We start from the raw sequence: 13556 nt of genomic DNA on the forward strand, positions 1-13556 counted from the left end.
TCGACAAGCTCAACCTGACAGATTATTTTTATACCACGTTGGTTTTATCGTCATTTAATTCATTCAGTTCGCCAATCTGTTTAATGTATTCAAAGGTCTTCTTTGCCTCTTCTTCATCCACGGTGCCAATGGCAACACCCACGTGTACCAATACATAATCGCCTACGCTAGCCTCGGGCACCATGGAGAGGTTGACTTCTTTCATTATGCCCCCAAACGATACTTTTCCAAAACGAAATGTTTCGTCCAGTTGGTTGGTGATCTCTTCTAATTTACCCGGTATGGCTAAGCACATATTCTAGTGGGTTATCTTTTAATTCTTGTTCTGTTTTTTTGGTTCGCTCAGTTTTTGCATGTGTTACACACGCGAGTTGACCAAATGAAATATTTTCATCGTTTGGTGAAAGGTCGTTGTGGAAGAACAATTCATTTTTCTTCAGCCGGTCGATAATTAAATCAGTCATTAAGGCATTTTGAAATACGCCTCCACTGAAAAGTACTTTTTTGTACCCCTTTATTTTAACAATGGAATAAACAACATCTGCCAGCCAGGCATGGAATTTAAATGCAATTTGTTCTGAGGGTATTGATTGTTCAATGTCGTTAATAATGTGTTCCAATACATCTGCAACATCAAGAAATGCATTCTTCCAGGTTACCGGATAGCGCGCTGTTGTGTTGCCTGTCCGGCCCAATTCTTCCAAATACATAGCCGATTGTCCCTCAAAGGAATTATACTCACAAACACTCAGCAAGCACGCTACGGCATCCATCAACCGGCCCATACTTGAGGTGTAAACTTCTGGCTCGGTTTGAATAACCTTAGAATAATAATTCCATTGGGTTGGCGAAAATTTATCACGGATCAGGTTTTGAAGATGCGCTGATTCCCTTGCTATGAATAAAGCTGCCAGTTTCGGATACTTCGCCATACGATCGCCCAACCAAACCGGGGAATATGCGAGGTGACCTATGCGAATTAAATCCCCTTTGTTCCATTCAAAAAATTCTCCGCCCCAACTATTGCCATCATCTCCATAGCCTGTTCCGTCCCACACCACGCACAATAAAGGTTCGTGGCTATTCAACAAATCATTTTCAGCCAATACCGCATAGGCGTGGGCTTTATGGTGCTGTACTTTGGCCATCGGCACTTTCCACTCTGCGGCCAGTTGTTTACCCAAATGGGAGGAATAATAATTTGGATGCGCATCAATAACAATTCGATCGGGTTTAGCACGAACCAGCTTAATCAAATGATTCAGTACTGCCCTAAAACTTTCCTGACTTTCATAAGACTCCAGGTCGCCCAGGTATTGGCTGACGTAAATTCTTCCATTGGCCTGCAATGCAAATGCACTTTTCATATCCGCGCCAAGCGCAAGAATAGTTTCGGTTGAAAACGCTTTCCGCACCAAAGTCGGTGCAAGGCCTCGTGACCTGCGCAATACAATGCGTTGGTTGTGTTTAGGGGTAATTTTTATTACACTGTCATCCTGCGCGATTTCAATCTCTCGATTATGTACCAGGAAATAATCTGCGATAGAGCCGAGGGATCTTATCGCCTCATCATCTTTATAGAAGATAGGTGAGTCGCTTAAATTTGCACTGGTGGCAATCAATGGCTTCTTCCAGGCTTTCATGAGCAAATCAAACATGGCCGTATAAGGCTGCATGGCTCCAATTGTATCCAGTGCGGGCGCAAGTAATACCCGACAAAGATTTGATGCCGGCTTTGCTTTTAATTTAACCAACACAATTGGACTTTGAATGCTGGTGAATTCCAACGCCTCTTGTTCACTTACTTCAGCATCCAACCGAAGAGTTTCAAGGTCGGGATACATCAACGCAAAGGGTTTAGTTGGCCTGTGCTTACGCTCGCGAAGCGTTCGAATAACATCTTCATTGCACGCATCTGCCAATAGCAAATAGCCACCAATACCCTTCATGGCAATAATTTTTCCTTGCGCCAGTGCATTGACCAGTAGTGGAAATGACTCCTCCCAACTGTTTGCAATATGATCTCCTTCAGAATTCAGCATCCATGCTTGAATAGCACAATTGGGGCAGGAATTGGTTTGTGAATAATATCTTCTGTCTGCCGGATTATAATACTCCTTTTCACATTGCGGGCACATGGTAAACGACTTCATGGTAGTGTTGGCCCGATCATACGGAAGGGATTTCAATATAGAGTAACGCGGACCGCAGTGTGTACACGTGGTGAATGGATACTGATAGCGATGGTTCTTCAAATCATTAATTTCCGATTTACAATTATCGCACAAGCCGATATCCGGGGTGATGAGCAAATTCGGAGCTCCATCAGCTTTGCTTTCAATAATTTCAAATCTTGAAAAATGTTGATGGCTTATCTCTCGATAAGTAATGGAAGTGATACGTGATACCGGTGGAGCCTCCTCCTTTAGCCGGCTGATAAAAATTACGATTTTTTCAGGATGTCCTTCTGCTTCAATGTGAACCCCATCAACACCATTATTCACCCATCCGTTAAGCTTAAGTTCTTTAGCCAGCCGATACACAAATGGACGAAATCCCACACCCTGAACCTGGCCTTCGATATGGATGTGGAGTGTCTTCATTTATGTTTTGATATCCGCCATTCAGTTGGCGATTAGCTCATTTATTTTCAATTCTTTCTTCAGCCATTCATACCAAAGCCCGAGTCCTTCACCTGTACTGCACGACAAGTCAATAAACTCAAGCGCAGGATTTATTCGTTTGGCGTATGCTTTCAGTTTTGGCAAATCAAACTTCAGGTAGGGCAGCAAATCAATTTTGTTAATAATACACAGCTGACTTCCGGCAAACATGTCAGGATATTTCAAGGGTTTGTCTTCGCCTTCTGTAACGCTGATGATGACAATTCTTTTTTGTTCTCCTAAATCAAACATGGAAGGGCACACCAGGTTGCCAATATTTTCGATGAAAACAACAGAATGTTCCTTTGGCTTTAATTCTGCCAATGCATTCTTCACCATGGTGGCATCCAAATGGCAACCTTTGCCGGTGTTAATTTGAATAACGGGTGTGTTGTACTTGGCTATTCTGTCGGCATCGTTGGTGGTCTGCTGATCGCCTTCGATTACATAAAAGTTCAGTTCCTTACCAAGATCACGCAGGGTACATTCCAACAGAGCTGTTTTGCCTGAGCCGGGAGAACTCACCAAATTAAAGGCTTTAATTTCTTTGGCTTCGAAATAACCGCGATTGCGCTCGGCCAGTAAATTATTCTTATGCAGAATATCCTGCTCCAAATCTATTTGAGTTCTTTTTGAGTTGTGGTCTTGTGACGTGTGGATGTGTTGTTCTACATCATGATTATGGTTATGATGATGCAATTGCGGAAAGAGCGCGTCACGCAAGCTTGTAATTTTTATCATTCCGGGCTGGTCACATCCGCATGTTGCGCACATTGTCTTTTAATTTAAGAGGGTCATCGATTGAATTTTCATCTCCCTGCCACGCAAAATATTAATCAGGTATTCGCCACAAAGCGGACAAGGATCGAACAATTCCTTTATTTCAAATTCACAATCACAATTAGAGCACCGCGCCCATCCCTTTACTTTGTTAATGTTGTAGGTTGCTCTTTCGAGTAAAGTATTCTTCACGCCAACTTCCCAGGCAAATTCAAGAGCATGTTCATCTATTCCGGATAGATTTCCGATTTCCAGGTCAATGCATTCCACTGCTTTCGCCTGATGTTTTCTGACTTGCTCTTCCGCGGTTTCAACAATGCTCATTACAATGGATAGCTCGTGCATACTTTTTACTTAACAATTCGCAATGAACAATTTTCAATACATACCATTACTCTTTACGGGCCCGTTTGGCAACTACATAACGCTTCACCACAAACGCGGTGATCAACACCACAGCAAGGGCTAATGGAATAGCATGCTCCGGGTTAGCCAGAAAATGTCCGGGGCTCCAGGGGTGTTCATGACCATGTCCTTCATGTGCCAGTGATACAAAGGGCAATGCCGCAGCTACTGCCAGCAGAATTGTGCGAATGGATTTCATAGCATTTGAATTTTGATGAAATCAAATCACTTCATTTTTCTCAAAAATCCTCATGAGCAAAATCATTGGTTGCTGCTGAGAATCATCAGTCAAAAAATTAATCAAGCAATATATTTTTCAAGATGCTTTAGCTCCCCCAACGCAAACCGAGGACTTATTTAGACTTGTTCCACATAAAACAACTAATATGATCATCGAGACTTCTACCAAACGCAAAACTTATTACGAAGAACTCTCGGAGAAAGGATACTCCCGAAGAGATTTCATGAAGTTTTGTACCATGATTGCCGCCTACATGGGCCTGCAATCATCCGGTGTTGCCCAGGTGGCTGAGGCACTAAAGACAAAACCCAGACTACCGGTTATCTGGATGCATTTCCAGGAATGTACCTGTTGCAGTGAATCCTTCATTCGCTCATCGCATCCTATTGTAGCCGATATCATTCTCGACAAGCTATCACTCGACTATACAGAAACACTCATGGCAGCTGCCGGCCACCAGGCCGAAGAAGCCATGCACAAAACCATGAAGGAGCACTACGGTGAATATGTTTTGTGTGTAGAAGGTTCTGTTCCTTTAGGTGCTGATGGCGTGTATTGCATGATTGGTGGAAAATCATCGCTTGATATTTTACACGAAGTGGCTGACGGTGCTAAAGCTATTATTTGTTGGGGCAGCTGCGCAAGCAACGGATGTGTTCAGGCCGCGAAACCAAATCCAACAACAGCAACGCCCATTCATAAAATCATAAAGAACAAACCTATTATAAAAGTGCCCGGCTGCCCTCCTATCGGAGAAGTAATGGCGGGCACGATTGTGCATATACTCACATTCGGAACACTTCCTGCGCTGGATAGCATTGGAAGACCCAAAGCTTTTTACTCAAAACGTGTGCACGACAGTTGTTACCGCAGGCCATACTATGATGCCGGACTTTATGTGGAATCGTTCGATGATGAAAATGCTAAACGCGGATACTGCTTGTATAAAGTTGGGTGCAAAGGTCCCAGCACATACAATGCCTGTGGTGTTATGCGGTGGAACAATGGTGTTAGCTTCCCGATTCAATCCGGTCATGGATGTTTCGGTTGTAGCGAGGAAAGTTTCTGGGATAACGGACCGCTCTATCAACGTCTCCCCAATATTGCGGGCTTTGGCATTGAGGCCACGGCAGACACCGTTGGCAAGGTTGCCTTGGGTGTTACGGCAGCGGGTATCGCTGCGCATGCGGTAGTTACCAATTTGCGAAAAGGCAAAATGATCGACAACCTGATTTCCGAGGGAAAAGAATCTGAACAACAACTTAAAGAAGACTAACCATGACACGTATAGTAGTTGATCCTATTACCCGCATTGAAGGCCATTTGCGGATTGAAGCAGAAATAAACAACGGAAAAATAACCGATGCCTTCAGCTCAGGCACCATGGTTCGTTTAATTGAGGAGATTCTTCGTGGCCGTGATCCGCGCGATGCCTGGGCATTTGTCGGCCGGGTGTGCGGTGTTTGTACCACGGTGCATTCACTCGCTTCTATACGTGCCGTTGAAGACGCACTGGATATTACCATTCCGCCCAATGCCGAATTGGTTCGTAACCTGATGTTCTGCGCACAAAATGTACAAGATCACGTCATTCACTTCTATCACCTGCATGCATTGGATTGGGTAGATGTAGTAAGTGCATTAAAGGCTGATCCTAAAAAAACATCTGAGATTGCACAAAGCATTTCACACTGGCCAAAAAGTTCGCCCGGGTATTTCTCCGATCTGCAAAAGCGTTTAACAAAATTTGTAGAAAGCGGACAACTTGGGATTTTTGCCAATGGCTATTGGGGCCACCCGGCTTACAAACTCCCCGCTGAAATTAATTTGATTGGTGTTGCTCACTATCTCGAAGCGCTCGAGTGGCAAAAAGAAATTGCCAAAGTGCACACCATTTTTGGTGGTAAAAATCCTCACCCGAATTTTCTGGTGGGCGGCATGGCTTGTTCGATAAGTTTAGACGATGCCAGCGGTATTAATGCTGAACGTCTTGCCTATGTGGGCAAGCTCTTAAAAGATGCACAGCAGTTTGTTGAACAGGTTTACATTCCTGATCTTCTCGCCATTGCTCCTTACTACCTGGATTGGGGTGCCATTGGTGGCGGATTAGGAAACTTCATGGCCTATGGCGATTTGTCCACTTCCGGATATCGCGATGTGGGCAATTACAAATTCCCTTCCGGGGTAATTCTTAATAAAGATCTAAGCAAGATACACGAAGTGGACCTGCGTAACGATTCCGAAGTTGAAGAATACATCACCAACAGCTGGTATGAATATGCCGGTGGTGATGGCGTAGGCTTGCACCCGTGGAAAGGTGAAACCAAATTAAAGTACACCGGACCAAAACCTCCGTTTGATTTTCTTAACACCGAAGACAAATACAGTTACCTGAAAACTCCACGCTGGAAGGGACACGCCATGGAGGTTGGTCCGCTGGCGCGGATGCTTGTTGGCTATGCCAGTGGAAGACCCGAATTCAAAGAAGTGGTAGATTATGCACTATCAGCATTGAATGTTCCGGCTACCGCATTATTCTCTACGTTAGGAAGAACAGCCGCCCGCGGACTGGAAGCCAAGCTTGTTGCCGGTTGGGGATTGGAATTCTATGACCAACTGATCAACAACATCAAAAATGGTGATACCCGCATGGCCAATACAGAAAAGTTCAAACCCGAAACCTGGCCGAAAAAAGCGATGGGTGTTGGGCATACCGAAGCACCACGCGGTGCATTAGCACACTGGATTGTAATTGAAGACCAGAAGATTGCCAACTATCAACTTGTTGTGCCTTCTACCTGGAATGCTTCACCACGTGATAAAGAAGGAAAGCCATCGGCTTATGAAGCCGCACTGAAAGACACACCTGTGCACGATGTGAATCAACCGCTTGAAATTCTGCGCACCATTCACTCGTTCGATCCTTGCCTGGCCTGTGCCGTGCACCTGTACGATGAAGAAGGAAAGCATATTAATAAAGTGAAGGTTTTATAATGTTAGCGTTATGAACACAACTGTAATATCAAAACCGCACAGACTAAGACGCGTGTTTGTATGGCAATTGCCTGTACGGGTATACCACTGGTTGAATGCGTTATGTATTCTGGCGCTGATCGCCACCGGCTTTTATATTGGTAATCCATTAGCCATTCTGTCTGGTAAGGAAGCGTCTGATCTTTATATTATGGGCACCGTTCGGTTCATTCATTTTGTAGCTGCCTATATTTTCTTCTTCAACTTTGCGTTCAGAATTTACTGGGGTTTTGTTGGAAATAAGTATGCCGGTTGGAAAAATTTTATTCCTACCAACAAGCAATTTTTTAAAGACATGTGGGCCATTATTGAGACTGACATTTTTATGACGAAGGGAAGTGAGTTGCACACCATCGGTCATAACCGTGTGGCTGGTTTCATCTATTTCTTAACCTTCATTGCATTTGGTATTCAATGCCTCACCGGCTTTGGGTTGTACTCGGCCACCAGCGACTGGTGGTTCCCGAATTTATTCGCCTGGGTTCCTGCCGTAGTGGGGGGTGATTTCATGCTCCGGCAAATCCATCACTGGACGATGTGGTTCTTCATCCTGTTCACAGTAGTGCATGTGTATCTGGTGTTCTATCACGACTACGTAGAAGGCCGCGGAGAGATTTCTTCGATGGGTGGCGGATGGAAATTTATTGAAGAAGAAATTTTTGAGGCGAATAAGAAAGTTGAAGAAAAGAAAAAGTAATGCCTCACCCCCAACCCCTCTCCTACTGGAGAGGGGAGTGTGAGACCTATTTCAAGCAGATAAAAAAATGGAGCGTTCATCAGACACTTTGATTCTTGGCGTGGGAAATTACCTGATGGGCGATGAGGGCCTTGGTGTTCATCTGGCGCAGGAATTAAAAGATGAAATTTTGCCAGGACTTGCCGATGTGCTGGATGGCGGTACGGCCGGTTTTCAATTGATGGAGTATATTGAATCGTATCCGCGGGTTATTCTTATTGATGCCACCCTGGATGATAAGCCAGCGGGTACGATTCAATTAATTCGCCCGAAGTTTGCTTCTGATTTCCCGAAAGCCATGAGCACGCATGAAATCGGGTTAAAAGACTTAGTTGAATCACTCACGCTGCTCGATCAGCTACCGGATGTGTATTTGTTTGTCGTCTCTGTAAAAACTATTCAGCCCCTTTCCGTTGATCTTTCCCCTGACGTTCAAGTTGTATTCCCGGAATTGAAGAAAAGAATACTGGAGCTTTGTCTTCGTCCTGTTGAGGTAAATTAAACGATCCACACACCCCCTCACCTACATGCTTATGTAGGTGGTGTACGCATTATTTATCCGTGCACGGTTCATACCTTTAATAAAATCATTAAACCCAAAAATGAAATGAACCGGCTTTTTCTACTACTCACTTTAGTTGTGTGGGGCGTTTCGTCCCTGTCTGCACAAGATATCCTTACCAAAGCAGCGGCTGAAGGCTGTGAATGTTTAAAGAGTATAAACACGGATGACTTTACAGAAAAACAACTTCCCTTTAAAATTCTGGGATGCTTGTCGGAGTACTCCGATGAGGTTGAGACTGAGTTGCGTAAACAGGGCACCTTTAAAGATGAGCCGTTTGAAGCCATGACCGCTGTGCGTAACGAGGCCTACAAAAACTGCCCCGATGAATTTGCGCGACTTAATAAAAAGAAAGAAAAAGTAGAGGTTGATCCTAAGTTGCTTGCAATTGATGCAAACACAGATTTAATAAAAGGCTTTGGCGATGCGATTTGCCGCTGTGTTGAAGTTACCAAAGAGAAGGATTGGGACGAATGCATGAAGCGCGTATTTGAGGCCAATGAAGAATCATTGGAAGAGCGGCTGACAACGCATTACAAAGAGATTGACAATATGTTCAAAGCCATGACTGTTCTGGGATTAGATCTGGCCATGACCCTTATGGATAATTGTGCTGCATTGGAAAACGATGAGACTTTTGCGCCACTTAAAGCTTATCCTGCCGTAACCAATGGTTGTAACAAGTTGGTGCTGGGCGAATACGTAACCGAAACTATACTAGGAGATGTTAAGGCTGTTGTAACCGCCAACCGGTATAGTGAATTTAAAGATGGAAAGATGACAGAGGATTACAAACTCACCTGGAATGGTTGTACCGCAACGTTAGTGGCTCAAAAGCCAGTAGAACTAGGCGGACTCAAAAAGGGTGATGCCATAAAAATGGAAATCAAACGTGCCTCCGATAAAGGATTTTTGAGTGTGATCTACTACAAGACAATACCGGCTCCGCACCTATTTGTAAAAACGAAATAAGCATCAGAACAAAAAGAAAATGAAATCGCTACTATACACGGTGGTTCTAATTATTTTATGTGCCCCGACTTCCCATGCACAGGAGATTAGATTCACAGACCTGAAAGCAGGTACAAAATTTGAAAAACAATACACTGCCTATGTTTGCCGGGAGGGCACTGTTTATAACGTTGGTGATCGACTTAAAATTGGAAGACCGTCTTCCGTAAACCAAACCTTTGTTTACATTATTGAACAAGATGCGCTTACCGGATCGGCCAACCTGCCCGCAGGGTATAGCGGATTTGAAACAGAACTGAAACGAATTCGCGTGGTGGGCAATAAGCGCATTGGCTATGCAGTAAACTTTTATACCAAAGGCGTATGGGGTCCCTCAACATTTATAATCCCTATTGAAAATGCCCTGGCAACAGGAGAAATAAAATCTTCGGTGATGAGTAGCGATGACGCACTAACTGAACTTAAACGAGCTAAAGACAAACTCGACCTGGGCCTGATTACCCAGGAAGAGTTTGAAAAGTTAAAAGCAGAGTTGTCACCATTTATTAAATAGATAACCGCCTTGTGGTTTCTTTTGCCTAAAGATTAATCTGGATCTCCATCCTGAATACCGAGCGTGTACTCACTTCTTACCGGAGCTACTGTTTGAAGGTATTTATAAAGTGCAATAAGCTCCATGTCGCTCATCCGGCTGAACGGTCCCCAAGGCATGGGTGTGCCCGGAATGACCCGGCCATCACGAAAGCGTTTAATAAAATCTTGTTGTGTCCAATCGGCCATGCGCCCGGTTTCCTTGTCGGGAGTAATGTTCGGTGTCATTACATGTTTGCCTTTTACAATGTTTCCGTTTTCATCGATGATTTCAAATTTGTTTCTGCCTGAAAACTCGGGGCCGATGTACGCTCCGGTCATCATGCTGCGTGGGGTGTGGCAACCCCCGCAGTTAGCAATACTGTTGGCGATATATGCACCATAGGCGGCTGTTGAATCAGGCGCAGGGGCAGGGGGCACATCTCCATCGCCCATGGGCTTAACAAGAAATGAAAAAACTGCTTTGCCTATAAAATTGAGCTCATGCTTTGGCCTGGGATTGTGAATAGGTTCCTGCGAACGAAGAAAAGAGATTATGGCCTTTAGATCGTCATCACTCATATCATAAAAAGGCATCATGTCTATAATGGCCCGTCCATCATGCGCAACTCCATAGCGTAACGCACGGGCAATTTGTCCATCAGTAAGTTTTCCGATTCCCGTCTCTTCGTCAGGTGTAATGTTAGGAGCAAACATATTTCCAAAAGGCATCTTGAAATCAAATCCACCTTTAAGCGGAGCCTCCTCCCCCCGATCCACACGTTGGAACTCCGTCATAGGTGCATGACAAAATGAACAATGTGCCGGACCGTATGCGAGATACTTTCCTCTTGCGATCATAGCGGAATCCGTGCTGGCCTGGATGTCGGGATAAGGTGCATCAAAGGTGCGATTGTAGCGAAGATTTACAGTAACAAACAAAATGGCAACGGCCGCAACTACCACCAGCACGATGCCAAGCAGAATTTTTTTAAGCATAGTGAATGGGATTAGATTTTAACCTACCATTACCGAAACGACACGAATCAATTAGTTTGGCAGAAACCTTAGACAGGTTCTGTTTAGGGTTTGTAGCCGATTTGGTAACAAAGGCTAATCGAAGTTAAACAAATTACCTTCGCATAACCAAAGAAAGGGTGCTGATTATTAAATAGCCGGGAAACGTAGATTTATACTTTGCGTGGTGGCAGGTCAAAAGCTTTGGCTTCATGCTCCAAATGGCCTTTGTGCGAACCATCACAAAAAGGCTTGTTTTTAGAAAGACCACAGCGGCAAAGCGATACCAATGTTCGTCCTTGTAAACCATACGCAGTACCCTGCATGTCTACGATTTCAAAATCGCCTTCAATTTTTAGTGAACCATTATTGTTTACCGTAATTTTAGTCGTTGCCATATCCTTTTGCACTTAAAAAATCTCTTCAAAACTACTCAATTACGGGCAAGCTTAACGATATCCTTAACTTCAAGAACTGGTTTTTCATACCCCATCGTAACCACCCTGATCATGGCTGTACCTACCTCTTTCAGGGTTGACACATAAGCAGGGAACAACACGCTCAATAAAGGATATAACCACGCCATAGCACTGTACCACCGCAACGTGTTTTTCAAACCTTTTGTGGGTTGCATATACCCGGGCCGAAACATGTAAACCCTTTTAAAGCCAAGCCGAAGCAAAGCGTTCTCTGTCTTTCCCTTTACACGCGCCCACATCATGCGGCCTTTTTCGCTGCCGTCTGTTCCCGAGCCTGAAACATAACAAAAAATCATTTCCGGGTTTTTGCGCAGCAGGGTTTGCGCAACTTGCAAGGTGAGGTTATACGTGAGATGATAATACTGCTGTTCCGTTAAGCCCACCGCAGAAACACCCGCACAAAAAAAGCAAGCATTGTAGGAATGGAGTTGATCTTCAATGCCCGACAGGTCGTGAAAATTGGGGTGAATTATTTCTTTCAGCTTTGGATGCACAACCCCGCAAGGTTTACGGTTAATCACCAGCACACTTTCAACATCGGGATGGTTAAGGCATTCGTGAAGAACACCTTCACCCACCATACCGGTTACCCCTGTAATAATGGCCCTGATCTTTTCCATACAAATAAAGGTAGCTTCATTTCAAGGAAAAGTCGCACGCAACCAGTATTTATTGTACGCGTACTTTGCTTTAATTCAAACAAGTTATTGTAGTGTTGAGGGTAAGCGTTGAAGCGGGTGGGTTTTTTAGCTTCGTTCATACTTATATTTTTGCCCTATGTCATTACTCCAAATCTTCAGCGCTGTTCTTGTCCTCTCGGCCGTATTCGCCTTTATTAATGAGCGCTACCTTAAGTTACCGGCAGCCATTGCCCTCATGCTCATGGGGCTGCTGTTTTCCGTAGGCATACAGGTGGCCAATGTTATCTTCCCCGGGCTGGAAGGACTGGCTGAGCAAGCGCTTGAGCGGCTTGACTTCTCTGATATTTTGCTCGACTTCATGCTAAGCTTTTTGTTGTTTGCAGGCGCGCTCCACACCGACTGGCACAAACTGAAAAGCATGCGCTGGCCCATTGCTTCGTTTGCAACATTGGGGGTAACTATTTCTACCTTCCTTATTGCCGTATTATTATTTGCTGCACTCAAGCTTGTAAGCTACGAATTACCATTCATCTACTGCTTGCTGTTTGGTGCGCTCATCTCACCAACTGATCCCATTGCCGTGTTGGGCATTTTGAAAAAAGCCAACGCCCCCGAACCTATGGAAATAAAAATCGTGGGTGAATCGCTGTTTAACGATGGCACGGGAGTAGTGCTGTTTATTGTTATTTTTCATATCGCCACAGCCGGGTTGGGCACTATTACCTTTAATGAAGTAGCCCTATTGTTTGCCGAAGAAATTATAGGCGGCATTGTACTGGGCATTGTTTGTGGCCTGGTCGTTTATCGTTTGATAAAAAGCATTGACCACTATCAAACCGAAGTGTTGTTAACGCTTGCCATGGTAATGGGTAGTTACTCCCTGGCGTTGGCCCTTCACTTATCCGGTCCGCTCGCCATGGTTACGGCCGGGCTTATCATCGGTAACAAAGGAAAAGCAAGTGCCATGTCGGATGTGACGTTGGATTACACCTACAAGTTTTGGGAAATTATTGATGAGATTATGAATGCCGCCCTGTTTGTACTCATTGGGCTGGAGTTGTTGATCATTCCATTATCGTGGGAGTATGTATTATTAGGATTACTTACTGTACTTATCATTTTGATAGTACGCTATGTTTCCCTGGCGTTGCCTACCTATGCGTTCGGGTTTAAAAAACAATTTGAACCAAAAACGCTTACGATTATGACGTGGGGAGGTTTGCGCGGAGGTATTTCTATTGCCTTGGCGCTGACTATACCGGCCGGCCCGTACAAAGAGTTAATCGTGGTGATAACCTATACGGTAGTGCTATTCTCTATTGTTGTGCAGGGGCTTTCTATAGAACGGGTGATTAAAAAGGCTATACAGGTTTAATTCACGCACTGCTTTTTACACTTAAAGACTTTTCACCCGCCCTTTGAAACTGCTTTTACGAAAAAAGATCTATTCTAACATT

15 protein-coding genes are annotated in these 13556 nt (G+C 44.4%); 7 read left to right on the forward strand and 8 right to left on the reverse strand.

The annotated features are described in order from the left end of the window. Positions 1 to 28: 28 nt before the first annotated feature. Genes KIT51_00755 through KIT51_00775 form a run of 5 tightly spaced genes read right to left on the reverse strand, consistent with a single transcriptional unit; the run spans position 29 to position 4047 of the window. Entirely contained in the window at positions 29 to 295 is a 267-nt protein-coding gene (locus KIT51_00755; GenBank protein UYN86846.1) for a HypC/HybG/HupF family hydrogenase formation chaperone, read from the reverse strand. Beyond that, a complete protein-coding gene (gene hypF / locus KIT51_00760) occupies positions 273 to 2603 on the reverse strand; it encodes a carbamoyltransferase HypF (protein UYN86847.1) in 2331 nt (776 codons plus the stop codon). The genes KIT51_00755 and hypF overlap by 23 nt, the downstream gene beginning before the upstream one ends. Before the next feature lie 21 nt (positions 2604 to 2624). Then, a complete protein-coding gene (gene hypB, locus KIT51_00765) occupies positions 2625 to 3404 on the reverse strand; it encodes a hydrogenase nickel incorporation protein HypB (protein UYN86848.1) in 780 nt (259 codons plus the stop codon). A gap of 39 nt (positions 3405 to 3443) precedes the next feature. Then, the gene (hypA, locus tag KIT51_00770) at positions 3444 to 3788 is read right to left on the reverse strand and encodes a hydrogenase maturation nickel metallochaperone HypA (GenBank protein UYN86849.1); all 345 of its coding nucleotides are present in this window, start codon (positions 3786 to 3788) and stop codon (positions 3444 to 3446) included. Positions 3789 to 3834: 46 nt separating this feature from the next. Next, positions 3835 to 4047, reverse strand: a complete 213-nt coding sequence (locus tag KIT51_00775) for a hypothetical protein (protein ID UYN86850.1) — start codon at positions 4045 to 4047, stop codon at positions 3835 to 3837. A gap of 187 nt (positions 4048 to 4234) precedes the next feature. Here KIT51_00775 and KIT51_00780 point away from each other — a divergent pair, with 187 nt between their 5' ends. From KIT51_00780 to KIT51_00805, 6 genes are all read left to right on the forward strand, one after another. Further along, positions 4235 to 5365 carry a hydrogenase small subunit gene (locus KIT51_00780; GenBank protein UYN86851.1) on the forward strand — a complete coding sequence of 377 codons (1131 nt, stop codon included), beginning with the start codon at positions 4235 to 4237 and terminating at the stop codon, positions 5363 to 5365. 2 nt (positions 5366 to 5367) lie between these two features. Beyond that, positions 5368 to 7083, forward strand: a complete 1716-nt coding sequence (locus KIT51_00785) for a nickel-dependent hydrogenase large subunit (protein UYN86852.1) — start codon at positions 5368 to 5370, stop codon at positions 7081 to 7083. A 10-nt stretch (positions 7084 to 7093) separates the two neighbouring features. Then, positions 7094 to 7819 carry a Ni/Fe-hydrogenase, b-type cytochrome subunit gene (gene cybH / locus KIT51_00790; protein UYN86853.1) on the forward strand — a complete coding sequence of 242 codons (726 nt, stop codon included), beginning with the start codon at positions 7094 to 7096 and terminating at the stop codon, positions 7817 to 7819. A gap of 67 nt (positions 7820 to 7886) precedes the next feature. Beyond that, positions 7887 to 8360 (forward strand): hydrogenase maturation protease, encoded by a 474-nt coding sequence (locus KIT51_00795; protein ID UYN86854.1) that lies wholly within the window; start codon positions 7887 to 7889, stop codon positions 8358 to 8360. A 105-nt stretch (positions 8361 to 8465) separates the two neighbouring features. Then, positions 8466 to 9392 (forward strand): hypothetical protein, encoded by a 927-nt coding sequence (locus tag KIT51_00800; protein ID UYN86855.1) that lies wholly within the window; start codon positions 8466 to 8468, stop codon positions 9390 to 9392. A 19-nt stretch (positions 9393 to 9411) separates the two neighbouring features. Further along, on the forward strand, positions 9412 to 9945 hold the full coding sequence (locus KIT51_00805) for an SHOCT domain-containing protein (GenBank protein ID UYN86856.1): 534 nt from the start codon (positions 9412 to 9414) through the stop codon (positions 9943 to 9945). A 32-nt stretch (positions 9946 to 9977) separates the two neighbouring features. Here KIT51_00805 and KIT51_00810 read toward each other — a convergent pair whose 3' ends face one another. The 3 genes from KIT51_00810 to KIT51_00820 form a co-directional block, all read right to left on the reverse strand. Beyond that, on the reverse strand, positions 9978 to 10961 hold the full coding sequence (locus KIT51_00810) for a cytochrome C (GenBank protein ID UYN86857.1): 984 nt from the start codon (positions 10959 to 10961) through the stop codon (positions 9978 to 9980). 191 nt (positions 10962 to 11152) lie between these two features. Continuing rightward, positions 11153 to 11377, reverse strand: a complete 225-nt coding sequence (locus tag KIT51_00815; GenBank protein ID UYN86858.1) for a CDGSH iron-sulfur domain-containing protein — start codon at positions 11375 to 11377, stop codon at positions 11153 to 11155. A gap of 35 nt (positions 11378 to 11412) precedes the next feature. Then, positions 11413 to 12078 carry an NAD-dependent epimerase/dehydratase family protein gene (locus KIT51_00820; GenBank protein UYN86859.1) on the reverse strand — a complete coding sequence of 222 codons (666 nt, stop codon included), beginning with the start codon at positions 12076 to 12078 and terminating at the stop codon, positions 11413 to 11415. A 157-nt stretch (positions 12079 to 12235) separates the two neighbouring features. Here KIT51_00820 and KIT51_00825 point away from each other — a divergent pair, with 157 nt between their 5' ends. Then, a complete protein-coding gene (locus tag KIT51_00825; GenBank protein ID UYN86860.1) occupies positions 12236 to 13474 on the forward strand; it encodes a sodium:proton antiporter in 1239 nt (412 codons plus the stop codon). The last annotated feature ends 82 nt before the right edge of the window (positions 13475 to 13556 follow it).

Source organism: Cyclobacteriaceae bacterium, assembly GCA_025808415.1.
In the GTDB taxonomy this organism is placed as follows: Bacteria; Bacteroidota; Bacteroidia; order Cytophagales; family Cyclobacteriaceae; genus UBA2336.